General features: G+C 60.4%; 18 protein-coding genes and 2 tRNA genes. 8 read left to right on the top strand and 12 right to left on the bottom strand.

Annotated elements, in window-relative coordinates:
* Positions 1-16 precede the first annotated feature (16 nt).
* Positions 17-844, top strand: a complete 828-nt coding sequence (gene nadE / locus DBR18_RS28290; RefSeq protein WP_256588900.1) for an ammonia-dependent NAD(+) synthetase — start codon at positions 17-19, stop codon at positions 842-844.
* Between the two features lie 154 nt (positions 845-998).
* Here the strand turns inward: nadE and azu are convergent, their stop codons facing one another.
* A complete protein-coding gene (azu, locus tag DBR18_RS23840) occupies positions 999-1445 on the bottom strand; it encodes an azurin (RefSeq protein WP_108592161.1) in 447 nt (148 codons plus the stop codon).
* A gap of 340 nt (positions 1446-1785) precedes the next feature.
* On the opposite strand from azu, the gene DBR18_RS23835 reads away from it, so the two are divergent.
* Entirely contained in the window at positions 1786-2373 is a 588-nt protein-coding gene (locus tag DBR18_RS23835) for a TIGR00730 family Rossman fold protein (RefSeq protein ID WP_108592160.1), read from the top strand.
* A gap of 68 nt (positions 2374-2441) precedes the next feature.
* Entirely contained in the window at positions 2442-2627 is a 186-nt protein-coding gene (locus tag DBR18_RS23830) for a hypothetical protein (RefSeq protein ID WP_095138129.1), read from the top strand.
* Between the two features lie 195 nt (positions 2628-2822).
* Here DBR18_RS23830 and DBR18_RS23825 read toward each other — a convergent pair whose 3' ends face one another.
* The 4 genes from DBR18_RS23825 to DBR18_RS23810 form a co-directional block, all read right to left on the bottom strand.
* The gene (locus DBR18_RS23825; protein ID WP_108592159.1) at positions 2823-3713 is read right to left on the bottom strand and encodes a transglutaminase family protein; all 891 of its coding nucleotides are present in this window, start codon (positions 3711-3713) and stop codon (positions 2823-2825) included.
* Positions 3713-6199: a circularly permuted type 2 ATP-grasp protein gene (locus DBR18_RS23820; protein WP_108592158.1), complete on the bottom strand. Its 2487-nt coding sequence runs from the start codon at positions 6197-6199 to the stop codon at positions 3713-3715. The genes DBR18_RS23825 and DBR18_RS23820 overlap by 1 nt, the downstream gene beginning before the upstream one ends.
* 88 nt (positions 6200-6287) lie before the next feature.
* Complete coding sequence (locus tag DBR18_RS23815) at positions 6288-9563, bottom strand: DUF2126 domain-containing protein (protein ID WP_108592157.1); 3276 nt, start codon at positions 9561-9563, stop codon at positions 6288-6290.
* A 295-nt stretch (positions 9564-9858) separates the two neighbouring features.
* Positions 9859-12162, bottom strand: coding sequence for a YgiQ family radical SAM protein (locus DBR18_RS23810; protein WP_108592156.1), 2304 nt, complete (start codon positions 12160-12162; stop codon positions 9859-9861).
* Between the two features lie 232 nt (positions 12163-12394).
* On the opposite strand from DBR18_RS23810, the gene DBR18_RS23805 reads away from it, so the two are divergent.
* Positions 12395-14977: a hypothetical protein gene (locus DBR18_RS23805; protein WP_146188788.1), complete on the top strand. Its 2583-nt coding sequence runs from the start codon at positions 12395-12397 to the stop codon at positions 14975-14977.
* Between the two features lie 110 nt (positions 14978-15087).
* Here DBR18_RS23805 and dnaB read toward each other — a convergent pair whose 3' ends face one another.
* The 7 genes from dnaB to rnr form a co-directional block, all read right to left on the bottom strand.
* Positions 15088-16485: a replicative DNA helicase gene (gene dnaB / locus DBR18_RS23800; protein WP_108592154.1), complete on the bottom strand. Its 1398-nt coding sequence runs from the start codon at positions 16483-16485 to the stop codon at positions 15088-15090.
* A gap of 120 nt (positions 16486-16605) precedes the next feature.
* Positions 16606-17052 (bottom strand): 50S ribosomal protein L9, encoded by a 447-nt coding sequence (rplI, locus tag DBR18_RS23795; protein WP_003221136.1) that lies wholly within the window; start codon positions 17050-17052, stop codon positions 16606-16608.
* Between the two features lie 19 nt (positions 17053-17071).
* Positions 17072-17965 carry a hypothetical protein gene (locus DBR18_RS23790; protein ID WP_108592153.1) on the bottom strand — a complete coding sequence of 298 codons (894 nt, stop codon included), beginning with the start codon at positions 17963-17965 and terminating at the stop codon, positions 17072-17074.
* A 36-nt stretch (positions 17966-18001) separates the two neighbouring features.
* Entirely contained in the window at positions 18002-18232 is a 231-nt protein-coding gene (rpsR, locus tag DBR18_RS23785) for a 30S ribosomal protein S18 (protein ID WP_002551829.1), read from the bottom strand.
* A gap of 28 nt (positions 18233-18260) precedes the next feature.
* On the bottom strand, positions 18261-18683 hold the full coding sequence (gene rpsF, locus DBR18_RS23780) for a 30S ribosomal protein S6 (protein ID WP_003221133.1): 423 nt from the start codon (positions 18681-18683) through the stop codon (positions 18261-18263).
* A 295-nt stretch (positions 18684-18978) separates the two neighbouring features.
* Positions 18979-19743 carry a 23S rRNA (guanosine(2251)-2'-O)-methyltransferase RlmB gene (gene rlmB / locus DBR18_RS23770; protein ID WP_025111847.1) on the bottom strand — a complete coding sequence of 255 codons (765 nt, stop codon included), beginning with the start codon at positions 19741-19743 and terminating at the stop codon, positions 18979-18981.
* Positions 19740-22370 (bottom strand): ribonuclease R, encoded by a 2631-nt coding sequence (gene rnr, locus DBR18_RS23765; RefSeq protein ID WP_108592151.1) that lies wholly within the window; start codon positions 22368-22370, stop codon positions 19740-19742. The genes rlmB and rnr overlap by 4 nt, the downstream gene beginning before the upstream one ends.
* A gap of 225 nt (positions 22371-22595) precedes the next feature.
* Between rnr and DBR18_RS23760 the strand changes: the two genes are divergently transcribed.
* From DBR18_RS23760 to DBR18_RS29810, 4 genes are all read left to right on the top strand, one after another.
* Positions 22596-22682, top strand: a tRNA-Leu gene (locus tag DBR18_RS23760).
* Positions 22683-22862: 180 nt separating this feature from the next.
* A tRNA-Leu gene (locus DBR18_RS23755) sits at positions 22863-22949 on the top strand.
* Positions 22950-23229: 280 nt separating this feature from the next.
* Positions 23230-24240 carry an iron ABC transporter substrate-binding protein gene (locus DBR18_RS23745; RefSeq protein WP_108592149.1) on the top strand — a complete coding sequence of 337 codons (1011 nt, stop codon included), beginning with the start codon at positions 23230-23232 and terminating at the stop codon, positions 24238-24240.
* The coding region (locus DBR18_RS29810; RefSeq protein ID WP_256588891.1) for an iron ABC transporter permease at positions 24240-25018 on the top strand (779 nt) is incomplete at its 3' end. The genes DBR18_RS23745 and DBR18_RS29810, both read left to right, overlap by 1 nt.

The following is a 25018-nucleotide window of genomic DNA, read 5'->3' as shown; positions in this document are numbered from 1 at the left end:
AGCAAGGAGTGAATTCATGCAAGCCGTACAGCGTGAGATTGCTGAACAGCTCAAGGTGCAACCGCCATTCGCAGGGCATCAGGCCCTCGAAGCGGAAGTCGCCCGGCGCATCACCTTTATCCAGGATTGCCTGGTCAATTCCGGCCTCAAGACCCTGGTGCTGGGCATCAGCGGCGGCGTCGATTCGCTGACCGCAGGCCTCCTGGCCCAGCGCGCCATGCGCGAACTGCGCGAGCGTACCGGCGACGACGCCTACAAATTCATCGCTGTGCGCCTGCCGTACGAAACCCAGTTCGATGAACACGACGCGCAAGCGTCGGTGGACTTCATCGCCCCGGACGAACGCCACACCGTGAACATCGGCCCGGCGGTCAAATCACTGGCCAAGGAAGTTGCGGCGTTCGAAGGCAAACATGCGGTGTCGGTGGATTTCGTGCTCGGCAACACCAAGGCGCGGATGCGCATGGTCGCCCAGTACACCATCGCCGGCGCGGCGCACGGCCTGGTGATCGGCACCGACCACGCGGCGGAAGCGGTGATGGGTTTCTTCACCAAGTTCGGTGACGGCGCCTGCGACCTCGCCCCGCTCAGCGGTCTGGTGAAAAACCAGGTTCGCGCCATCGCCCGCAGCTTCGGCGCACCGGAATCGCTGGTGGAAAAAGTGCCGACCGCGGATCTGGAAGACCTGTCGCCGGGCAAACCCGACGAAGCCTCCCACGGCGTAACCTACGCCGAGATCGACGCCTTCCTGCACGGCGAGCCGGTACGCCAGGAAGCGTTCGACATCATCGTCGCGACTTACAACAAAACCCACCACAAGCGCGTGATGCCGTTCGCCCCGTAAGTTGCGCTGAAACCTGTAGGAGCTGCCGAGTGAAACGAGGCTGCGATCTTTTGATCTGGCTTTGAAGATCAAGATCAAAAGATCGCAGCCTGCGGCAGCTCCTACAGAAACGAAAAAAGCGTCCCGAGGGACGCTTTTTTTGTGCCTGCAGCCATTACTTCAGAGTAATGGTGCCTTTCATCATCGAGATGTGTCCCGGGAACGAGCAGAAGAAACCGTATTTTTCAGCGGCATTCAGTTTCGACACGTCGAAAGTCAACGAGTCGGTTTCCTTGGCACCGATGATCTTGGTGTGAGCGATAACGCGCTCGTCACCGTCTTTCAGGTAGTTCTTGTCGATGCCGGCAGCCAGGCCGTCGGTAGCGATCGGCTGCATGTCGGCTTCTTTGCTGATCACCAGGTTATGGCCCATAACGTTCTTCGGCAGGCTGCCGGAGTGGGTCAGTTCGACGGTGAAGGTCTTGCAGCTCTTGTCGATCACGATCTCCTTGGTGTTGAAGGACATCTGATCGGTGGAATCTACGGTGGTTTTGCACTCGGCAGCCATCAATTGGCTGCTGGCCAGCGCCAGCAGGGATACCGCAACAACTTTGGAAAACATGGTGAATCTCCAAGGCAGGGTTAACAAAAACACGAATGATGGAAAGACTGCCTGAAATCTTCGCAAGTTCCTATGACTTGAGTCAAAAATTGTATACAACTTTCAGGCTATGACACTCATCGAAACAATCTACCGGCCAGATTTCCCGGCCGGGCCTATGATCGGCGCATCTACTGAAACGGAGTGCCTGTCATGTTCTTTAACGGTCTGTTGTGCAGTTTGCTCGCCGCCTACGCCTGTGGCGCCAGCGGTACCTTTGAATCGCCAGAACGCGAAGCTTAGCGCTTGGATCGAGGCGTGCCAGCCATTACCCTGTGACGGATTGACCCAGGAGGAAGGCATGTCTCTCACATCCGTTTGTGTATTTTGCGGTGCCAACGCCGGCACCGATCCGGCTTACACCGAAGCTGCTGTCGCCCTTGGCCGTGCCCTCGCCGAGCGAAAATTGACCCTGGTTTACGGCGGTGGCGCCGTAGGTTTGATGGGGATTGTCGCCGACGCCGCACTGGCCGCCGGCGGTGAAGTGATCGGAATCATCCCGCAGAGTCTGATGGACAAGGAAATCGGTCACAAAAGCCTGACGCGCCTCGAAGTCGTCGATGGCATGCACGCGCGCAAGGCCCGCATGGCCGAACTCAGCGATGCGTTCATCGCGTTGCCCGGCGGCCTCGGCACCCTGGAAGAGCTGTTCGAAGTCTGGACCTGGGGCCAGCTCGGTTACCACGGCAAGCCGCTGGGGCTACTTGAGGTGAACGGTTTTTACAGCAAACTCACTGCATTTCTCGACCATATCGTCGGCGAAGGCTTCGTTCGCGCGCCACACCGTGACATGCTGCAAGTGAGCGAATCGCCACAAACCCTGCTCGACGCCCTCGATCAGTGGAAGCCGACCGTCACGCCCAAGTGGGTTGACCAAAAACCAGGCTAACCGCCAGGCACCGATACAGGGCAGAATACGCGCCGCTCAACCTCACCTTCGACCCCAGAGGATCGCCCATGGCCAAACCCAATTACTCCTTCGCCAAACGTCAACGAGACCTGGCAAAGGAGCAGAAGAAAGAGGAAAAGCTTCAGCGCAAGAAACAGATGGCTGAAGAAGCGGCACTGAACCCTGACGGGGAAGTGGCGACTGACGACGATGTTGATGTTGATGCACCGAAAGACCAGGCGCCTGACGCCTGAGCTGATTGCTGACTCGCTCCCTGCGGGAGCGATCTGTGGCGAGGGGATTCATCCCCGATGGGTCGCGAAGCGGCCCCCGCGTCCGGCCAAATCGAATGAGTTGTCTGGATTGGGCAACTGCTTCGCAGCCGATCGGGGCGGTGCGACGTTTCGCTGAATCCCCTCACCACAAAAGCTCCCCACACTTGATTGTTTTCATTCCAATGGCATCACGGTAACGCGAACCTCCGGGTCGTGAGACCCGCCCCCCAGAATCACCCCACGCAACGGCGACACATCGGAAAAATCCCGGCCCCACGCCAGGGTGATGTGCTCCAGCGCCGGCTGCACGTTGTTGGTCGGATCGAAATCCACCCAGCCCAGCACCGGACAAAACACTGACACCCAGGCATGCGACGCATCGGCGCCGATCAACCGTGGCTGCCCCGGCGGTGGCTGGGTCAGCAGGTAGCCACTGATATAACGCGCGGCCAACCCCCGGGACCGCACGCAGGCAAGCATCAGGTGGGCGAAGTCCTGACACACGCCACGCCGGCGCTCCAGCACCTCGACCAGCGGGGTCGCCACCTGCGTCGCCTCGGCATCGAAGGTGAACTCGCTGAAAATCTTCTGCATCAAGGCCTGCACACCGAGCAGCAACGGGCGGCCCGGCGGAAAACAGCTCTCGGAAAATTCGACGAAGCTGCGTTTCAGGTGCACGTAGGGTGACTGAAACCGATATCGGCAAGCCTCCAGCAACTCGGCAGACAGCGGCTGGCCGCTGTAGGTCAGCGCATTGCGTGTCTGCTCCCAGGCCGGGGACAGCGTGAAATCCGCCAGCGGCCGCGCCAGCACCTCAACCGTCAGCCGGGCGTTGACCTGCAACTCGTCGTGCGGTCGCTCGAAGGCCAGACGCGTCAGCGGATTGCCGAACACATCCAACTCGTCCCGCCGCGTGGTCGGCTCCGGGCTGATCAGCAATTGCTGCTCGGTGCAGCGCTGCCATGGGCATTCACGGGGCCACAGGTGCGCCAACTGCTGGGCCAGCGACACCGGGCTGTCGTAGTGATAACAGGTGTCATGAAAGATCTGGTAATGCGCGCTCATCAGACGGACACCGTGCGCTGGCTGACATCATCGACGTGGGCAAAGTGGCGCAGCGCCAGACGATCCGACACCTGGCCGCTGGCCTCGGCAATTTCTTGCAGCAGGTCCGCCAGACCATCGAGCGCCGCACGCACGCTGTTCTCCCCGAACAGCGGGTTCTCCAGGCACCCCAGATCAAACCGGGCCAGTCGCTCGACCAGTTGCGGCAATCCCGACTCGCGAGGCGCGCCGAAATCATCGTTCAGACGCCTGAGCGTGCGGGTTACCAGCTTCAACTGGAACAGCACCGCGTGCGGGTTCTGCTCATCCAGCAGCAAAAGGTCGAGTACCGGAATCAGCTGCGCCACTGCCAGATACCGCGAACGGTAGGTGATGCTGCTGTTGCCCAGCTCCAGCAGCCATTCCAGTCCCGCCTGATCGAGCGCCCCGGCGCCACGCAGGAAACCCGCAAGACTGCTGCTGAGAAATTGCAGACGCTCGATGCGTCGGCCGATCATCAGAAAGCGCCAGCCTTCGTCACGGGTCATGTCGTCCAGAGCAAACCCGGACAACGCCGCCAGCGACATCACCAGTCGGTTGAGAAAATCCAGCAGCTCACCGAAGTCCGGCTCCTCGGTGTCCAGTTCCAGCGCCTCGCGCTGCAACTCGACCAACGCCTGCCAGTTCTCCCGCGAGAGCTTACCGCGCACCTGCGACGCCGCCCACTGCAAGCGCTGCAGGTTGGAGCGCAGGCTGAACGACCAGTCCTCGCCCAGCAGCGCCGCCAGCAAACGCTGCGGCAACTCGCCCTCCTCCGGCAGCAGCATCAGGCGTTCAGCCAGTTCGACAGCCGCCTGCAAGGCTTGCGGGCCATCGCCATCGACATACCGCGCGAGCATGATCCGCAACAGCCGCGCACTGTCATCGCAGCGTTCACAGTAACGGCCGAACCAGAACAGATTCTCCACCACCCGCGACGGCAGATAAGGGTCGCGACGCACCAGATCGTGCACGCCGACATTGCGCTGGGTTTTCCATTGCTCGCCACTCGGCGCACGATCGCCCAGCACCCAGGTGTCCTTGCTCGCGCCACCGCGCTGCATCGACACCACTTCGGCATCGGCCTCGGCGGCAACCCGTGTCAGCCCGCCCGGCAGCACCCGATAACCGTCACCACTGGCCACCGCGTACATGCGCATGCCGATGGCCCGTGGTTGCAACTGGCCGTCCTCGGCTTGCCAGATCGGGGCCTGGGACAGCTGCGCCAGCTCTTGCGCCACGTAAGCATAGGGTCGGGCCTGCATGCGTTCGGCGAACGCCTGACGTTGTTGCTCACTCAAATCGCGGCCGAATACCGGCGCAAAGCTTTGTGAGGGGAATGCAGGTTTGATCAGCAGCTCCGGGAGTTTTTCCAGCGCCTGCGCCAGCACCGGCGCTTCGCCGCACCACCAGGTGGCGATGGATGGCAACAGCAGTTCTTCGCCGAACAGGTACTGATTGATTTTCGGCAGGAATCCGAGCAATCCGGGCGACTCCAGCACGCCGCTGCCCAAGGCATTGGCCACCAGCACCCGGCCCTGACGCACCGCTTCCAGCAAGCCGGGCACACCGAGGGCCGAATCGGTGCGCAGCTCCAGCGGATCGCAGAAATCATCATCGAGCCGGCGCATGATCGCGTGGACCCGGCGCAGACCGCTGAGGGTTTTCAAGTACACCGTGGCGTCGCGCACCGTCAGGTCGCCGCCCTCCACCAGTGGATAACCGAGCTGGCGCGCCAGATACAAATGTTCGAAATAGCTTTCGTTGAAGCGCCCAGGCGTGAGCAACACCACCAGTGGCGCATCATCGTCACACGGTGCCTGACGCGCGAGGGTTTCCTGCAGGGTGCGGAAGAATCCGGCCAGGTGCTGCACCTTCAGATCGCGGTACAACTCGGGAAACGCCCGCGAAACGATGGTGCGGTTTTCCAGCGCATACCCCGCGCCCGACGGTGCCTGGGTACGATCGGCCGTGACCCACCAGCGCCCGTCTGGCGCCCGCGCCAGATCCACGGCGTACAGATGCAGAAAGGCCCCTTCAGGCGGCGCGATGCCCTGGCAGGGCCAGAGAAAATTGTTGTGGCCAAACACCAGTTCCGCCGGCAACAGCCCTTCGCTGATCAGTCGTTGCGGCCCGTAAAGATCCGCCAGCACCGCGTTGAGCAAACGCGCACGCTGGGCAATCCCTGCCGACAGGTGCTGCCATTCATCAGCAGCAATAACGTGCGGCAGCAGGTCCAGCTCCCACGGGCGGTCAGCGCCCTTGGGATCGGCATAGACGTTATAGGTGACGCCGTTTTCCTGAATCTGTCGTGCCAGCAACGCCTGCCGCTGCACCAGTTGCGCCGGGGTACTGCGTTGCAATTGATCGAACAGCCGCCGCCAGTGCGGGCGCACTTCCCCGCTGTCGTTCAGCAGTTCGTGATAAGTGCCCGCCGTGAGCGGGTAGCGGTCTAGCAGGTCAGGCATGGAAAGCTCGGCAGACAGCGGGGAACGGTCAGACTAACGCAAGCACATGACGTGCGGATATACGAAAAATCCGCATGTCGTGCAGGATTTAGAAACGTCGCAAATCGAGTGTCATCGGCAGCTCGTCGGAGATTGTCAGGTTCGGTATCGGAAGTTTCCCGGGCGTGTGTCCGATGCGGAAAAACCGCGCCATGCGCCGACTCTCCGCCTCGTTGGCATTGACCGGCAACGTCTCGTAATTGCGCCCGCCCGGGTGTGCAACGTGGTACTGGCAACCGCCCAGCGAACGCTGCATCCAGGTATCGAGCAAATCGAACACCAGCGGCGCGTGCACCGGGATGGTCGGCTGCAGGCAGTTGGCCGGTTGCCAGGCACGAAAGCGCACGCCCGCGACGAACTCGCCGATACGTCCGGTCGGTTGCAGCGGCACCGGGATGCCATTGCAGGTCAACAGATAACGTTGCGGCGGCAAGCCGCTGAGCTTGATCTGCAAACGCTCAAGCGACGAGTCAACGTAACGCACCGTACCGCCCGCCGTACCCTCCTCGCCCAACACATGCCAAGGCTCCAGCGCCTGGCGCAGCTCCATCTCGATGCCGTTGACCGCGTAATCGCCGACTTTGGGAAAACGGAACTCCAGATGCGCGGCAAACCATTCGGCGCGCAATGGATAACCGGCGTTGTTCAGTTCGACGATGACGTCGGCGAAATCCTGCTCGATAAAGTGCGGCAGCATGAACCGGTCATGCAACTCGGTGCCCCAGCGCGCCAGTTTCGGTGGCGCGTACGGCTCGCGCCAGAAGCGTGCGACCAGTGCCCGCAGCAGCAACTGCTGGGTCAGGCTCATGCGCGCGTGAGGCGGCATCTCGAACGCGCGCAGCTCCAAGAGGCCGAGGCGCCCGGTGGCACCGTCCGGCGAATACAGTTTGTCGATGCAGAATTCGGCACGGTGAGTATTGCCGGTGACGTCGATCAGCAGGTTGCGCAGCAGTCGATCCACCAGCCACGGCGCGCATGCCTCGCCCGGTGCAGGCATCTGCTGGAAGGCGATTTCCAGTTCGTACAAGGCATCGTTGCGCGCTTCATCGACCCGCGGCGCTTGCGAGGTCGGGCCGATGAACAACCCGGAAAACAGGTAGGACAATGACGGGTGGTTATGCCAGTAACTGATCAGGCTGCGCAGCAGATCGGGGCGGCGCAAAAACGGTGAATCCCCCGGCGTCGCACCACCGAGGACGAAATGGTTGCCACCGCCGGTGCCGGTGTGACGGCCGTCGATCATGAATTTCTCGGTGGTCAGCCGCGTCTGTCGCGCCTGTTCATAGAGAAACTCGGTGCGTTCGACCAGTTCGTCCCAAGTCGCCGACGGCTGCACGTTGACCTCGATCACGCCCGGGTCCGGGGTAATGCGGAAATTGCTCAGGCGCGGATCGTTCGGTGGCTCGTAACCCTCCAGCAGCACCGGGCAATGCAGTTCTTCGGCGGTAGCCTCGATGGCCGCTACCAATTCCAGATAATCCTCGACCCGCTCCAGCGGCGGCATGAACAGGTACAGACGCCCCTCGCGGGCCTCGGCGCAAAACGCGGTGCGGGTCAGCCAGTCGGCGGATTCGTCGATTTTCGGCGCGCGTTCGTCAGTCGTCGCTGCTTCGCCCGGACTGTTGAGCTGCGCGGTGCCTGGCAACTCGGGGAAATCTTGATTCGGATCGCTGGCATGAATGAACGGGTACTCCGCCGCCTTCACCCACGGCTGCGAGCCGAGCGGCAAGCGATAACCCAGCGGCGAATCCCCCGGCACCAACCGGCAATGCTCGTCGCGCAGATACCAGCGCCCGCTCTGCCATTGATCACCCTTGGCCGTGCGCGCCAGCGGCAGTACCTGGCCGGTCACTTTATCCAGCCCCTGACTGAAGACCTTGCGCAGACGTGCACGCTCCAGCGGCTCTTCGAGTCGAGAATCTTCAGCGCTGACGTTGCCCGGCAATGTGCCTTCGCGCCAGAGGTAATGGAAGTTGTCTTCGTAGGCGGGGAACACAAAGCGTGCCGGCAGTTTCAGACGCTCGGCAACACTCGCCAGAAAGCGCCCCGCCAGTTCGCCATCGGCGCCGTAGTCCTGCTGCTCATCGGCGATCAGCGCGCTGTTGTGCCAGATCGGCACGCCGTCGCGGCGCCAATAGCAGTTGAGCGACCAGCGCGGCAATGGCTCGCCCGGATACCACTTGCCCTGACCGAAATGCACCAGCCCCTTGGGCGCATAGTGCTGGCGCATGCGCTGGAACAGTTCGGCGGAGAGGCGGCGCTTGTCCGCCCCCAGCGCGGCGGTGTTCCACTCGGCACCGTCGGGGTCGTCGATGGACACGAAGGTCGGCTCGCCCCCCATGGTCAAGCGCACATCGCCTTGCAGCAGATCAGCGTCGATCTGCCGGCCCAACGCCTGAATCGCTAGCCATTGTTCCTCGGTGTAGGGCTTGGTAACCCGTGGCGCTTCCCAGATCCGCTCCACCGACATCTCGTGACTGAACTGGCATTCGCAGGGCTCCACCAGGCCACTGATCGGCGCCGCCGAGGATGGATCGGGACTACAGGCCAACGGAATATGCCCTTCACCGGCGAATAATCCCGACGTGGCGTCCAGACCGATCCAGCCGGCGCCGGGTAAATACACCTCGCACCAGGCGTGCAGGTCGGTGAAATCGACGTCGGTGCCAGACGGACCGTCGAGACTTTTCACGTCGGCGGTCAGTTGAATCAGATAACCGGACACAAACCGCGCGGCCAAGCCGAGGTTGCGCAGCAGTTGCACCAGCAGCCAGGCCGAGTCGCGGCAGGAGCCGGACGCTTGTTCGAGGGTGTGTTCCGGGGTTTGCACGCCAGGCTCCATGCGGATCAGGTAGCGGATGTCTTCGCTCAGTCGCTGGTTGAGCATCACCAGAAAATCCACGGCGGGCAGCGGCGTGCGGTCGATGCTGTCCAGATAGGCTTTGAACGCTGGGGTCAGCGGCAGGGTTTCGAGGTAGGGCGCCAGCTCCTTGCGCTCATCGGCGGCGTAGGTAAAGGGGATGTTCTCGGCGTAGGGTTCGAGGAAGAAGTCGAACGGGTTGAAGACGGCCATCTCGGCCAGCAGATCGACCTCGATGCGCAACTCGTCGGTTTTCTCCGGGAACACCAGACGCGCCAGGTAGTTGCCCTGCGGGTCCTGCTGCCAGTTGATGAAATGCTGCTCGGGCGAGACTTTCAACGCATAGGAGAGAATCCGCGTACGGCTGTGGGCGGCCGGGCGCAGGCGAACGATCTGCGGGCCGAGTTCGACAGCGCGGTCGTAGCGGTAATGTGTGACGTGATGCAATGCGACATGAATCGACATGGCGTGCCTCCTGCGAGCCCAAGCGTATTCGAAAGCGCGCAAGACTTATGCCATGCAGGGGCTTGGGCGCTTTCCCGGAATGCTCAGGGCAGTACAGCACCAAAATCGGGCGATGCGAGGAAATGCTTTAGCGAAGTTGCGCCTAAATGTGGCGGAGATCAAAAGATCGCAGCCTGCGGCAGCTCCTACAGGGAAACGTACGACCCGATGTAGGAGCTGCCACAGGCTGCGATCTTTTGACCTTGAAAAAAAACGCCAACCCGAAGGTTGGCGTTCTGTTGAAACAAAAAGCGGTTTAGCGCGGAACGACTGGCTTGCGCGCCGGCTTCGGCCCCTTGCCCTTGGCCGCTTCCTTGCGTTCCTTGGCCGCCTGCTGGTTGCGGGCGAACGCCGCAGCCTTGGCTTGTTCACGCTTGTCCCAAGGATTACCACCGTCGCTGGCACGGGGTGGCAGACCGTTGTGCTGGGTGAGGATTTTGGTGGTCTTCTCTTTCGCCACTTTATGGCTGCCGGCCGGCGTCGAGTTCTTGCGACGGGCGCTCTGGTAGCTGTCGGTGGCCGGCTGGTGCAGCGGGATCAGCTGGTTCTTGCCCGGCCCGATCAGGTCGGCGCGGCCCATGCGAATCAGCGCTTCACGCAGCATCGGCCAGCCTTTCGGATCGTGATAACGCAAGAACGCCTTGTGCAGACGACGCTGCTCTTCGCTCTTGACGATGGTCACGCCGTCACTCTTGTAGGTGACCTTGCGCAGCGGGTTTTTGCCCGAGTGGTACATCGCGGTGGCGGTAGCCATCGGCGACGGGTAGAACGCCTGCACCTGGTCGGCACGGAAACCGTTGCCCTTGAGCCACAGCGCCAGGTTCATCATGTCTTCGTCGGTGGTGCCCGGGTGCGCGGCGATGAAGTACGGGATCAGGTACTGCTCCTTGCCCGCCTCCTTGGTGTACTTCTCGAACATGCGCTTGAAGCGGTCGTAGGTGCCGATACCCGGCTTCATCATCTGGTTGAGCGGACCTTCCTCGGTGTGTTCCGGGGCGATCTTCAGGTACCCGCCGACGTGGTGGGTCACCAGCTCTTTGACGTACTCCGGCGACTCGACCGCGAGGTCGTAACGCAGGCCGGAGGCAATCAGGATCTTCTTCACACCCGGCAAGGCACGGGCGCTGCGGTACAGCTGAATCAGCGACGAGTGGTCGGTGTTCAGGTTCGGGCAGATGCCCGGAAATACGCAGGACGGCTTGCGGCACGCGGATTCGATTTCCGGGCTCTTGCAGGCGATGCGATACATGTTCGCGGTCGGGCCGCCGAGGTCGGAGATGACGCCGGTGAAGCCAGGGACCTTGTCGCGGATCTCTTCGATCTCGCGAATGATCGACTCTTCGGAACGGTTCTGGATGATCCGGCCTTCGTGCTCGGTGATCGAGCAGAAGGTGCAGCCGCCGAAGCAGCCACGCATGATGTTCACCGAGAAACGGATCATGTCGTAGGCCGGGATCTTTTCCTTGCCGTACGCCGGGTGCGGAATCCGTGCGTAAGGCATGCCGAACACGTAGTCCATTTCTTCAGTGGTCATCGGAATCGGCGGCGGGTTGAACCAGACGTCGATCTCGCCATGCTTCTGCACCAGCGCACGGGCGTTGCCCGGGTTGGTTTCCAGGTGCAGCACGCGGTTGGCGTGGGCGTACAAGACCGGGTCGTTACGCACCTTTTCCATCGACGGCAGGCGGATCACGGTCCTGTCGCGGGTCATCTTCGGGCTTGCCAGGATCTGCACGACCTTGGCTTCCTCGGGATCGTCCACCGGGCCTTTTTCCTGCTCGATGGCGCAGGCCTGGGTGTCCTGAGTGTTGACGTACGGGTTGATGATCTTGTCGATCTTGCCCGGACGGTCGATGCGCGTGGAGTCGACTTCGTACCAGCCGGCCGGGGTGTCACGACGGATGAACGCGGTGCCGCGCACGTCGGTGATGTCTTCGATCTTGTGACCGTAGGACAGACGCTGGGCCACTTCGACAATGGCGCGCTCGGCGTTGCCGTACAGCAGAATGTCGGCGCTGGCGTCGATCAGGATCGAGTTGCGTACGCGATCCTGCCAGTAGTCGTAGTGGGCGATGCGGCGCAGCGAAGCTTCGATGCCGCCGAGGACGATCGGCACGTGCTTGTAGGCTTCCTTGCAGCGCTGGCTATAGACCAGGCTCGCGCGATCCGGACGTTTACCGGCCATGCCACCGGGGGTGTAGGCGTCGTCGGAACGGATTTTCTTGTCTGCGGTGTAGCGGTTGATCATCGAGTCCATGTTGCCGGCCGCGACGCCGAAGAACAGGTTCGGCTCGCCGAGCTTCATGAAGTCGTCTTTGGACTGCCAGTTCGGCTGGGCAATGATCCCGACGCGAAAGCCCTGGGACTCCAGCAGCCGGCCGATGATCGCCATGCCGAACGACGGGTGATCGACGTAGGCATCACCGGTGACGATGATGATGTCGCATGAATCCCAGCCGAGCTGATCCATCTCCTCCCTGCTCATCGGCAGGAACGGCGCTGGCCCGAAACATTCGGCCCAATATTTTGGATAGTCAAATAACGGCTTGGCTGCTTGCATGTCGATAACCGGTGTTGGCTTTCATTGAATTTCGCGGGCGCGGAATATAGCACAAATTTTGACCAATTCCGACGGCTGTGGTCGGTTTCTCTTTGAACCCGTCCGCCCCACCACCCCGTCCCGAACATTTCACGTTTTCGATGAACGTGCGACGCACAAAACGGCAAGGAAACCGACCGTCCGTCGATTTCATTTCCGGATGTCGCAGCGTAAACGCAAAAGGATTTCAGACATGCGCCGCAAAACATCCATCAAGAGCACAGCGACCGACCCGATACCTCGCCGCCCCGGACAGCACTCCCACTCCGGTGCCCCGGCCATACGCGTCGATAATCCAGCGGTGATCGGAGTGCCTGCGATTCGCCCGCCGACACCGGGCCGCACACCAGCGGATGCCGCGCTGAATGCCCCCCTCCCTTCAACATCGCGGGTAACCGTCAGTGCGACATCCGACTCGACAGGGATGAGCAATGCGGAGGAACACCCACTGAGAAACTTCTGGGCTCCTGCCCGGTTAACGCTTCCCCCACCCGACGCCGAGGGCATTTCGACGTTCAAGGGGCGCAATTACGTAAAATTGCCAGAGGGTGGCACTGTGCAGATCGGGCGGGACCCCGTAACCGGCCTCTACCGGGCCAAACTGGCCAGCGAATTGAATCCTTCCGGACCGGTGTTGCGGTTCGAGCCAGAAAGCAGGCTCTGGCACCCGGCCGCTTCGCCATCGGCCAGCTCGCTGTCCGCTGCACGACTGCAACATTTGCGCACCGATCTGGATTTGAGCGCGGCCGATCCGGACGGCGATGGTCTGCACCGTTTCAACGGCAAGCTCTACGTGGTCATCGAGAACCACACCTATCAAGTGCTGCGTGACCCCAAGGCTTCGACAGAGCAAGCCAGCGTGATGCGCATCATTCGACCGCAGGATCAGACCGCCACCCACACGCGCAATCTGTACCACACGAGTGACAGAGATTCGCAGCCGATTGTTTTCGATGCCAGACATGGCTGGCTGGCAGCCCCTGTAGCAGATCCGGCAGGGCCACAGCGACGCTCGGCTTCTCCAGGCGTGTTTCAGCTGGCAGACGTGGACCTCAGGCTCTCCCGTTTGCATCAGGATATTGAAACGGCCATGTCTAAAAGTCTTGAGTTGCGCAGCGCCTGGGAAGCTGTCAGTGGTCTGGAAGGCGAAAGAGAGGCACTGGTTGCGCGCGAAGTGCAGCACCTGCGAGAGCTGGCGGCACTCAAGAATGCCTCCGATTTCTTCAATGAGAACAAGCTCGCAATCGTTGCCCTATCCAACGCTGACACCTACAGAAAAAAATTCATTGAGTTGCTGGAAGGCAGATTGTTCGTATACGAACAAATCATTGAATCGAGCTTTACGCGCCAGGCTCTGGAAGGCATGTTCGTCAACCTCGCGAATGAGAAGTTGCCTTCGGTCGTCTCGCTTCTGACCAGGCAACTGGACTACATGAGAAAGCACCAGCAGATTTCCGAAGAACTGGTAAAAAAATGGCACGTTTCGCGAAACGACTCTGGTGAATTCCTCTCACCGATGATCCCCCGAATGGTTGCCCTGTGGGTCTATGCCAAAAGCGGGCTGCTCAACTCTCCTGAGTCGGTTGACAACACCCCCAAGGCTCATTTGCTGGCAACCCAGTTTGGTGACCTGACGAACGCTTATGGCGCGCTTGATGACATACCGGACAGTTCTCGCGCTACTTTCTTGAACCAACTGTGGGAACAATGCGCCGCCATCAGAGCCGGGTACGAGCGGCTTGCTTTGCCTCTTGATTCGCAACATGTCATTTCTCGAGATGAAATAACCGCAGAACTCAAAGATTTCGAGAACACGCTGGAACAACACCTGAGCCGTCATCAGCACGAACATGCCAAGGATTCAACGCACCCGGCCCATGAGCAACTGATCGACTTTGACTTCATCCCGCGTCAGGACCGCAGCGGACCCGAGCCGAAGCCATGGCGAGTTTTCACCACGCGAAGACATGGTATCTCCAGGGTCAAGGTGGGCGTACCACGACGCACCGCACAGGGCGAAGACATCATTGATGTGAACCACCCTCACGACCCGAAACAACATTTGCAAACCTATGAACGTCGGGACGGTGAATGGCGTCCCGTCAGGTCATTCAAGGATAAAACCCTGCCCACGCTGATTGCCGAAGCCGATCAACACCTGGAACAGACGCAAGCGCATCTGAACAGCGCATTGACGGATGAGCAGAAGAAAAACAACCCGGACAACATCGTCGAGGCGCTTGGAGACAAGGCCGACGCGCTGGATGACCTCGCCTTTCGGCTAAAGCCCTTCGAAGCGACTGAGACCCGCGCCGGTCCGTTGATCGAACGTCTGAAACATGACAGTCAACGCTTGCGCACCCAGGGCGAAGAGATTCGCATCCGGATCTACAAGGACAAAACCTGGCTGAGCGCCAGCCGCCTGATTTATCTGATCGACAAAGGTCACGTGCGCGCCGTGAAAACCGCGACCCGCGTGAAACGCGGCAAGGGCAAGAATCGAGAGTTCCTCGATCTCTATTCTCTTGATGATGCCCTCACTGGCGACCCGCTCTGGCACGCGCATTTCCATTATGCAGACAAGGACACGCCTGACCTGAGCTTCAATGTTCGCGGCGCCCATCTCAAAACCCTTGAACAAAGCGCGATGGGCATTACCTCCCAACGCAGGGAAGAACAGGCAGGGCGCCAACACGTTGCCATCTGGCGCGAGTCCATTGACGGCCGCACAGCGTTAAAAATCTTCGAGCAGGCAAAAGCGCAGGCTGTGAAATGACGCTCGGATAGAGAAGACCGTGCTGGCCGAAACATTCGGCCCCATATTTTGAATAGTCAAACAGCGGCCTGGCTGCTTGCATGATTGGCCGAGCACACTCGGCCACTTTGTCACTCATCGTCATCGAAGTTGTAACTGCCCGGCGCGAGGTTTTCGAAGCGGGTGTATTTACCGATGAAGGCCAGGCGAATAAAACCGATCGGGCCGTTCCGCTGCTTGCCGATGATGATTTCAGCGATGCCCTTGTGTTCGGTTTCCGGGTGATACACCTCGTCCCGATACACGAACATGATGACGTCGGCGTCCTGCTCGATCGCTCCGGATTCCCGCAAGTCGGAGTTCACCGGGCGCTTGTTGGGACGTTGTTCCAGGGAGCGGTTGAGCTGCGACAGCGCCACCACCGGGCAGTTGAACTCCTTGGCCAGAGCTTTCAGGGATCGGGAGATCTCGGAAATCTCGTTGGTCCGGTTGTCACCGCTGGAGCCGGGAATCTGCATCAGTTGCAGGTAGTCGATCATGATCAGGCCGACGTCGCCGTGCTCACGCACCAGACGCCGGGTCCGCGCGCGCATTTCCGACGGGCTGATGCCGGCCGTGTCATCGATGAACAGCTTGCGATCGTTGAGCAGATTGACCGCCGAGGTCAGGCGCGGCCAGTCGTCGTCTTCCAGTTGGCCGGAACGTACTTTGGTCTGATCGATACGACCCAGGGACGAGAGCATACGCATGATCAGCGATTCGCCTGGCATCTCGAGGGAGTACACCAGCACCGCCTTGTCGCTGCGCAGTACGGCGTTTTCCACCAGGTTCATCGCAAAGGTGGTTTTACCCATGGACGGACGGCCGGCGACGATGATCAGGTCGGCCGGTTGCAGGCCGCTGGTCTTCTCGTCGAGATCGGTATAACCGGTGGACAGGCCAGTGATCGAGTCGGCGGTGTTGAACAGGGTGTCGATGCGGTCGATGGCCTTGGTCAGCAACTCGTTGACGCCGACCGGGCCGCCGGTCTTCGGTCGTGCCTCGGCGATCTGGAAGATCTGCCGTTCTGCTTCGTCGAGAATCTCTTCGGCGGTACGGCCTTCGGGGTTGAAGGCGGCGTCGGCGATTTCGGTGCTGATGCCGATCAACTGGCGCAACGTCGCCCGCTGGCGAACGATCTGCGCATAGGCCTTGATGTTGGCGACGGACGGCGTGTTTTTCGCCAGCTCGCCAAGGTAACCGAGGCCACCGACCTGCGAAGTCTGACCTTCCTTGTCCAGTTGCTCGGCCAGGGTCACGACGTCGATCGGCATGTTCTGATCGGCCAGTTTGGCGATCGCACGGAAGATCAGGCGGTGGTCATGCCGGTAGAAATCGCCGTCGGAGACTTGATCGAGCACGCGTTCCCAGGCGTTGTTGTCCAGCATCAGACCACCGAGTACGGCCTGTTCGGCCTCGATGGAATGCGGCGGCACTTTCAGCGCGGCGGTTTGCAGATCGTATTGCTCGGGAGCGGTGATTTCGTTCATGGCCACTTGGAGTCAGGTTTGAAAACGGGAGTACCAGAAAGACAAAGGGCACGACCTGTAAACAGGATCGTGCCCGATGTTACCGGCAAGCACCCGAGGGTGCCAGCCGACAAGTATTGCTTAAGCTGCTACCACGACAACGCGTACGGTGGCTTCAACTTCGGCGTGCAGGTGCACAGCCACGTCGAATTCACCCACGTTGCGGATGGTGCCGTTCGGCAGACGAACTTCGCTCTTCTGCACTTCAACGCCGGAAGCGGTCAGTGCGTCAGCGATGTCGTGAGTACCGATCGAACCGAACAGCTTGCCTTCGTCGCCAGCGGTGGCAGTGATGGTCACTTCCAGCTCGGCCAGTTGGGCAGCACGGCTTTCAGCCGATGCTTTACGGTCTGCGGCGGCTTTTTCCAGCTCAGCACGACGCTCTTCGAACGCAGCCAGGTTGGCAGCGGTCGCAGCGGTAGCTTTGCCGAAAGGCAGCAGGTAGTTACGGCCGTAACCGGCCTTAACGTTTACTTTGTCGCCCAGGTTGCCCAGGTTGGCGATTTTTTCCAGAAGGATCAGTTGCATGTGGAAATCCTCTTAACTTTTAACCTTCACCGTTCGCGTTATCGGTGTCTTTCGACACGTGACGACCGCGAAAATCAATCAGGCTGTCGACAATGGCCAGAACCACGAGCAACGGATAGATCAGCTGCATGAACAGCAGCAGCGTGACGTACAACCCCACCAGCCAGAATCCGGCCAGTCGCTTCTGCCCGACCAGCCCGTGAATCAGGGCCAGTCCGGCGAACACCAGCGGTACGCTGCACAACGGCGTCAACATGGCCATCTGTGCACCGAGATTCGGGCCCAGAAGCATCAACGCCAGCAGCAACATCGCCGGCCCCAGCGGGATCCGGATGGCGCGAAACTCGCGACCAAAACCACCCGGGTTGTACAACAACGCCTGCCAATGACGCCCGACAATCAGGCTCAGCACGCTGACGATCTGCAACAGGGCCGCAATCAGTCCGGTCAGGACCGGTGCAATCAGGGACGCGAAACGCGCTTGCTCATCGACCGACAATTGCTTGTAGGTTTCACCAAGAAGCGCTGGCATGACCTTTATCAGGGCTTGCGCGAGCATCTCGATCTGGGCCGCAAACGCTGCCCCGAGCACCACTGAAAACACCACTCCCATCACTACGCTGACCAGCAGCGTGCGAACCCAGGATTCGCTTGCGCGCAACACCAACGCAAGCCCCGAAGACCCCAGCAGCACCAGAAGTGCCCGTGGATCATCGGCATACAGCCACCAGACCAAAGCCGGCAGCAGCCCCAGGGACAGAACGCCAAGAGCGTCCGTCAGTCCGCGCCGCAGAAGCACCAGGCTCCCGGCGGCAGCACCCAACCAATACAACAACGGCAATGTTGCACATCCGGCCACTACAAGAGTGGCCTGCATGCGGCCGCGCATGATGAACTCAGCTAAGGCACGCATGCATTCAATCCTTTGCTACTTGTCGACTGCCCGGTCTCAGCGGCCGTGGCTGTCGGTGTAGGCCAGCAGGGCCAGGAAGCGGGCGCGCTTGATAGCGGTGGCCAGCTGACGCTGATAACGAGCTTTGGTACCGGTGATGCGGCTTGGAACGATTTTGCCGGTCTCGGATACGTAGGCTTTCAGAGTGTTGAGATCTTTGTAATCGATCTCTTTCACGTCTTCAGCGGTGAAGCGGCAGAATTTACGACGACGGAAGAAACGTGCCATTTGATAGGCTCCTTAAAAGGTCCGTGGATTACTCGTCAGCGTTATCGCTGTTGTCGCTGTCATCACCCTCAACGCCATCAGCGTCGGAGTGCTCAGGACGGTCGCGACGCTCACGGCGCTCACTGCGGTTTTCTTCAGCCTTGAGCATCTCGGACTGGCCGGTAACGGCTTCGTCGCGACGGATGACCAGGTTACGGATCACTGCATCGTTGTAGCGGAAGTTGTCTTCCAGCTCGGCCAGAGCCTTGCCAGTGCACTCAACGTTCAGCATCACGTAGTGAGCCTTGTGAACATTGTTGATTGCGTAGGCCAGTTGACGACGGCCCCAGTCTTCCAGACGGTGGATTTTGCCGCCGTCTTCTTCGATCAGCTTGGTGTAACGCTCAACCATGCCGCCGACTTGCTCGCTCTGGTCAGGGTGGACCAGAAAGATGATTTCGTAATGACGCATGAATGCTCCTTACGGGTTGTAGCCTGCCGCTCAAAAACGGTCAGACAAGGAGTGAATGACACTTATGGACTTGCTGGCGCGGGGCACATGCGTGCCTGCCGTCACAGCAAGGGGCGCAATTGTAGAGAAGGGACTGCAGAGGTGCAAGGCAATTGGTGATTATTTGAACAATCACCGGGAGACACCTGTAGGAGCTGCCGAAGGCTGCGATCTTTTGACTTTGATTTTTCAAAACAAGATCAAAAGATCGCAGCCTCGTTTCACTCGACAGCTCCTACAGGCCACACAGAGAACTTTATTTCCTGGCGGCAGCCTTGGCCTTTGCACCGCGTTGACGCTGCGCTTCGAACAGGCACACACCGGTGGCCACGGACACGTTGAGGCTGCTGACGCTACCGGCCATCGGCAGGTTCACCAGATAGTCGCAGTGCTCGCGGGTCAGGCGACGCATGCCTTTGCCTTCGGCGCCCATGATCAGGATGGTCGGGCCGGTGAGGTCCTGGTCATAAATACTGACCTCGGCCTCACCCGCCGTGCCGACAACCCAAAGACCGCGCTGCTGGAGCTTTTCCAGCGTGCGCGCCAGGTTGGTCACCGCCACCAGCGGAATCACTTCCGCCGCGCCGCAGGCCACTTTACGTACCACTGGCGTCAGGGTGGCCGACTTGTCCTTGGGCACGATCACCGCCAGCGCGCCGGCAGCATCCGCCGAACGCAGGCAGGCGCCGAGGTTGTGCGGGTCGGTCACGCCGTCGAGCACCAGCAACAACGGCGCGCCTTCGGTGCGGTCGAGCAGCTCGTCGAGCATCGCCTCGCCCCAGACCTGGCTCGGACTGACGTCCGCGACCACGCCCTGGTGTACGCCTTCAACCCAGGCGTCCATTTCGCGGCGCTCGGCCTGACCGACCTGCACACGATTTTCGTTGGCCAGTTCGATCAGGGTCTGCACACGCGGATCGTTGCGGCTTTCGGCCAGCCAGATCTGCTTGACGCGTTTGGGGTGGTGACGCAGCAACGCTTCTACCGCGTGAACGCCGTAGATTTTTTCCAACTGACTCATGACTTCGCCTTCGGTTTACGCGCCCCGCCACTTTTGGCTGGAGCCGAACCCGCTTTTGGCGGGCCTTTACGGTGTTTGCTCGGTTTGGCTGGCTTGCCGCCGGCAGCCTTGTCAGGCGCCGACCGTCCGGTCTTTCCCCCAGACGCCGCTTTACCACCGCTTTTGGCTTCGGCCAGCAAGGCCTTCTTCAATTCACGGCTTTTGCGCAGCTCGGCGTTTTTCGCCACAGCATCGCTCGGGCGATAGGCTTCGACAGCCTTCTCTTTGGCCGGACGACGGCTGGCGGTTTTTGCCGGCGCCTTGTCTTCCACAGCCTTGCTCGCAGGTGCTGCGGTATCGGCGCCGCGCTTCTTGCGACCAATCGGCGCGCTGATGGTTTTTTCGGCCATCTCGAAATCGATCTTGCGCTCGTCGAGGTCGACGCGCATCACGCGCACTTCAACGGTATCGCCGAGACGGAAGCTGCGACCGGTGCGCTCGCCCGCCAGGCGGTGATGCACAGGGTCGAAGTGGTAGTAATCGCCCGGCAGCGCGGTGACGTGCACCAGGCCTTCGACGTAGATATCGGTCAGTTCGACGAACAGGCCAAACCCGGTCACGGCGGTGATCACGCCCGGGAACGATTCGCCGACGCGATCCTTCATGAACTCGCACTTGAGCCAGTTCACCACGTCACGGGTGGCTTCGTCGGCACGGCGCTCGCTCATCGAGCACTGCTCGCCGAGTTGCTCCAGCGCCGCTTCGTCGTATGGATAGATGCGCGCCTTCGGAATGGTCATCGCACCGGCACGGCGAACGTGCGGCGTGTCCTGTTTCGAATGGATCACGCTGCGGATGGCGCGGTGCGTGAGCAGGTCCGGGTAACGACGGATCGGCGACGTGAAGTGGGTGTAGGCTTCGTAGTTCAGGCCAAAGTGGCCTTCGTTCTGGGCGCTGTACACCGCCTGGCTCAGGGAGCGCAGCATCACGGTCTGGATCAGATGGAAATCCGGACGATCCTTGATGCTTGCCAGCAGGGCCTGATAGTCCTTCGGCGACGGGCCGTCCTTGCCTTTGTGCAGGGACAGGCCGAGCTCGCCGAGGAAGGCGCGCAGTTTTTCCAGACGCTCCGGTGGCGGGCCGTCGTGGACGCGGTACAGCGCAGGGATTTCGTGCTTCTTGAGGAATTCGGCGGTGGCGACGTTGGCCGCCAGCATGCATTCCTCGATCAGCTTGTGTGCATCGTTACGGGTGGTCGGGCGGATTTCGGCAATCTTGCGCTCGGAACCGAAGATGATCCGGGTTTCCTGCGTTTCGAAATCGATCGCGCCACGCACGTGACGGGCCGCCAGCAACACTTTGTACAGCGCATAGAGCTGCTTGAGATGCGGGAGGACGTCGGTGTATTCACCGCGAAGCTTGCGTGCTTCAGTGGCTTTCGGGGTTTCCAGCATCGCGCTGACCTTGTTGTAGGTCAGACGGGCGTGGGAATGGATCACCGCTTCATAGAAGCAGTAGTCGGTCATTTCGCCGGACTTGGAGATGGTCATCTCGCAAACCATGGCCAGACGATCGACGTGCGGGTTCAGCGAGCACAGGCCGTTGGACAGCTGTTCAGGCAGCATCGGCACCACGCGCTCGGGGAAATACACCGAGTTGCCGCGCACCTGGGCTTCGTTGTCCAGTGCCGAACCGATCTTCACGTAGCTGGAGACGTCGGCAATCGCCACGTACAACTTCCAGCCGCCGGAGAACAGGCGCAGCTTGCCCGGTTTGGCTTCGCAGTAGACCGCGTCGTCGAAGTCGCGGGCGTCTTCGCCGTCGATGGTGACGAACGGCAGATGGCGCAGGTCGATGCGCTTCTCTTTGTCTTTTTCTTCGACTTCCGGCTTGAGCTTGCCTGCTTCCTTGAGCACGGCTTCAGGCCAGACGTGCGGAATGTCGTAGGTACGCAGCGCGACATCGATTTCCATGCCCGGCGCCATGTAATTGCCGACCACTTCGATCACATCGCCTTGCGGCTGGAAGCGCGGGGTCGGCCAGTGGGTGATTTTCACCTCGACGAACTGGCCAATCTGGGCGTTGGCATTGCGGCCCGGGGTGACCAGCACTTCCTGCTGGATCTTCGGGTTGTCGGCCACGACGAAACCGATGCCGCCTTCTTCGAAGTAGCGACCGACGATGCTTTCGTGGGCACGGGACACCACTTCGACGATCACGCCTTCACGGCGACCGCGACGATCGAGACCGGACACCCGCGCCAGAGCACGGTCACCGTCGAACACCAGACGCATCTGCGCCGGGCTCATGAACAAGTCATCGCTGCCGTCATCCGGCACCAGGAAGCCGAAACCGTCACGGTGACCGCTGATGCGGCCGAGGATCAGGTCGAGCTTGTCCACCGGCGCATACGTGCCACGGCGGGTGTAGATCAGTTGAGCGTCGCGCTCCATGGCGCGCAGGCGGCGGCGCAGGGCTTCGATCTGGTCTTCTGTGGTCAGACCAAACTCTTCGACCAGTTGCTCGCGGGCAGCAGGCGAACCCCGATCAGCAAGGTGCTGAAGGATCAGTTCGCGGCTGGGAATAGGGTTTTCATATTTTTCCGCTTCACGAGCGGCCTCGGGATCGAGGGACTGCCAATCGGCCATTAGAGAGTTTTCACCTTGTCTATATGCGGGTTAGTTTGGCATAGGCGCCATCAAACGGGAAATTTCCGACTATATAAGGCCTTTCTGGAGCCTTGTATCGACGCCTGACAGCCCTTTTGAACACCACCGGTAAAAAAAATCATTTTTTTCGCTGGCAGGGGTTTACAGTTAAAAAGGCGCTCCGTATAGTGCGCGCCATCGACGACGTACATACGTTGACGAGATGCCCAGGTGGTGAAATTGGTAGACACGCCAGCTTCAGGTGCTGGTGACCTTACGGTCGTGGAAGTTCGAGTCTTCTCCTGGGCACCAATTTCGAGTTTGAGACTAGATCAGTTTCAAGACTCACACAAAACCCGCGAAAGCGGGTTTTTTGCATTCTAAGCAACGGGTTTGTTAAAACTGATTAATTAAAATTAAATCAGGGGTTTACAGATCAAAAAGCGCTCCGTATAGTGCGCCACATCAACAGCGGCAACGCTCGCGATGAATGCCCAGATGGTGAAATTGGTAGACACGCCAGCTTCAGGTGCTGGTGACCTTACGGTCGTGGAAGTTCGAGTCTTCTTCTGGGCACCAATTCAAACTCAAGGTTACGACGTTGAGTTTCCCGAAAACCCGCGAAAGCGGGTTTTTGCGTTTCTGGCATTTGAAAACTTGCGCCCCTGTAGGAGCTGCCGAAGGCTGCGATCTTTGCTTTTAAAAAAAGATCAAAAGATCGCAGCCTTCGGCAGCTCCTACAAGGGCAGTGCAATCCGCACCTATCAGAGCCTGCCGCAGCCCGCAAGGCGCACTTGAGAAACAATATCGTTTATCATTGTTGCAAGTTTTTGCAATGCGACAGTGAGGAACCCTGCGAATGATGTTTCGAAATACCCTGCGCCGCGGCTTGACCTTCACCCTGCTCGGCCTGGCACTCGCCACTCCCCTCACCCAGGCAGCCGAGGCGGTTTCCCTGACGCTCTACAACGGTCAACACAAGGAAGTCGGCGATGCGATCGCCAAGGCTTTCGAGGCCAAGACCGGTATTCACGTCAACGTGCGCAAGGGCAGCAGCAACCAGCTCGCCAGTCAGGTCATCGAAGAAGGTGACCGCTCTCCCGCCGACGTGATCTACACCGAAGAATCCCCGCCACTGAACAACCTCGGCGAGCAAGGCCTGCTCGCAAAGACCGACGACGCCACACTGGCCGTGTTGCCCAAGCAATACGTCGCCGGCAACGGCACCTGGATCGGTGTCACCGCGCGGGTTCGCGTGGTTGCCTACAACCCGAAACTGGTCGATGAAAAAGACCTGCCGAAATCGGTAATGGAATTCTCCGATCCGAAGTGGCAAGGCAAAGTCGGCTTCGTCCCGACCAGCGGCGCGTTCCAGGAACAGGCCGTGGCGATCATCAAGATGCACGGTCGCGATGCCGCCGAAGAATGGCTGACCGGCCTGCGCGCCTTCGGCAAGACCTACAGCAACAACATGGTCGCGCTCAAAGCCGTGGAAAACGGCGAAGTCGCCACCGTACTGGTGAACAACTACTACTGGTTCGCCCTGCAGCGCGAAAAAGGCAAACTCGACTCGAAACTGCATTACTTCACCGGCGGCGACGTCGGTGGGCTGATCACCGTGTCCAGCGCTGCCGTACTGAAATCCAGCAAACATCCAAAAGAAGCTCAGCAATTCCTCGCCTACATGGCCAGTGAAGAAGGTCAGCGCGTGATCACTCAGACCACCGCCGAATACCCGCTGCACAAAGGCATGGAATCGGATCGCGGACTCAAGCCGTTCAGCGAACTGGAAGCGCCGAACGTTACTCCGGCCGACCTGGGCAACGCCGAAGAAGCGCTGGATCTGGAACGTGAAGTTGGCCTGAACTGATGACCGCATCGTTATCCGCCCCCGCCGCGCGCGGGGGTTATGTGCCACGGCGCAAGCGGCCGTCGATCTGGCTGGTGCTGCCGGTACTGCTGCTGGTGGTGCTGAGCCTGTTGCCGCTGGCCTATGTCGGCCTCAAAGCCTGGCAGGCCGGCTGGACCGAGGCGCTGCATTTGTTGTGGCGCCCGTATGTGTTCGGTCTGCTGCGCAACACACTGGCGCTGATGGTTGGCGTAACGCTGACTTGCGGCGTGATCGGCCTGTCGCTGGCATGGCTGCTGGAGCGCAGCAATCTGCCGGGACGACGCCTGTGGGGGGTGATTCTGTGCCTGCCGTTCGCGGTGCCGGCGTTTGTCAGCAGCTTCACCTGGGTGTCGTTGAGCGCGCAGTTCGAAGGCCTCGGCGGGGCAATTCTGGTGATGAGCCTGTCGAAGTATCCGCTGATCTTTCTGCCGGTCGCGGCAACCCTGCGCAACCTCGATCCATCCCTTGAAGAGTCCGCCCGCACTCTGGGGCAAAATCGCTGGGGCGTGTTTTTCCGCATCACCCTGCCGCTGCTCTGGCCATCGCTGCTGGCCGGCTCGCTGCTGATTGCCCTGCACATGCTGGTGGAGTTCGGCGCGCTGTCGATCATCGGCCTGCAAACCTTCACCACCGCCATCTACCAGCAATTCGAACTGGAATTCAGCAACGCCAATGCAGCGATGCTCTCGGCAGTGTTGCTCGCGCTGTGTCTGATGCTGCTGTGGCTGGAGCTGCGGGTGCGCGGCAAGGGTCGGCA

Origin of the sequence: Pseudomonas sp. HMWF021, assembly GCF_003061005.1 — a bacterium.
Taxonomy (GTDB): Bacteria; Pseudomonadota; Gammaproteobacteria; order Pseudomonadales; family Pseudomonadaceae; genus Aquipseudomonas.
This window is presented reverse-complemented; position numbering and strand designations above follow the sequence as displayed.

Excerpts from the sequence above, each read along its gene's own strand:
- DBR18_RS23815 (WP_108592157.1), bottom strand. The coding sequence starts at position 9,563 with ATGTCGATTCATGTCGCATTGCATCACGTCACACATTACCGCTACGAC.
- DBR18_RS23745 (WP_108592149.1), top strand. The coding sequence starts at position 23,230 with ATGATGTTTCGAAATACCCTGCGCCGCGGCTTGACCTTCACCCTGCTC.
- nadE (WP_256588900.1), top strand. The coding sequence starts at position 17 with ATGCAAGCCGTACAGCGTGAGATTGCTGAACAGCTCAAGGTGCAACCG.
- DBR18_RS23810 (WP_108592156.1), bottom strand. The coding sequence starts at position 12,162 with ATGCAAGCAGCCAAGCCGTTATTTGACTATCCAAAATATTGGGCCGAA.
- rnr (WP_108592151.1), bottom strand. The coding sequence starts at position 22,370 with ATGGCCGATTGGCAGTCCCTCGATCCCGAGGCCGCTCGTGAAGCGGAA.
- rpsF (WP_003221133.1), bottom strand. The coding sequence starts at position 18,683 with ATGCGTCATTACGAAATCATCTTTCTGGTCCACCCTGACCAGAGCGAG.
- dnaB (WP_108592154.1), bottom strand. The coding sequence starts at position 16,485 with ATGAACGAAATCACCGCTCCCGAGCAATACGATCTGCAAACCGCCGCG.
- DBR18_RS23825 (WP_108592159.1), bottom strand. The coding sequence starts at position 3,713 with ATGAGCGCGCATTACCAGATCTTTCATGACACCTGTTATCACTACGAC.
- DBR18_RS23790 (WP_108592153.1), bottom strand. The coding sequence starts at position 17,965 with ATGCGTGCCTTAGCTGAGTTCATCATGCGCGGCCGCATGCAGGCCACT.
- DBR18_RS23820 (WP_108592158.1), bottom strand. The coding sequence starts at position 6,199 with ATGCCTGACCTGCTAGACCGCTACCCGCTCACGGCGGGCACTTATCAC.
- rplI (WP_003221136.1), bottom strand. The coding sequence starts at position 17,052 with ATGCAACTGATCCTTCTGGAAAAAATCGCCAACCTGGGCAACCTGGGC.
- DBR18_RS23830 (WP_095138129.1), top strand. The coding sequence starts at position 2,442 with ATGGCCAAACCCAATTACTCCTTCGCCAAACGTCAACGAGACCTGGCA.
- azu (WP_108592161.1), bottom strand. The coding sequence starts at position 1,445 with ATGTTTTCCAAAGTTGTTGCGGTATCCCTGCTGGCGCTGGCCAGCAGC.
- rlmB (WP_025111847.1), bottom strand. The coding sequence starts at position 19,743 with ATGAGTCAGTTGGAAAAAATCTACGGCGTTCACGCGGTAGAAGCGTTG.
- DBR18_RS23835 (WP_108592160.1), top strand. The coding sequence starts at position 1,786 with ATGTCTCTCACATCCGTTTGTGTATTTTGCGGTGCCAACGCCGGCACC.
- rpsR (WP_002551829.1), bottom strand. The coding sequence starts at position 18,232 with ATGGCACGTTTCTTCCGTCGTCGTAAATTCTGCCGCTTCACCGCTGAA.
- DBR18_RS23805 (WP_146188788.1), top strand. The coding sequence starts at position 12,395 with ATGCGCCGCAAAACATCCATCAAGAGCACAGCGACCGACCCGATACCT.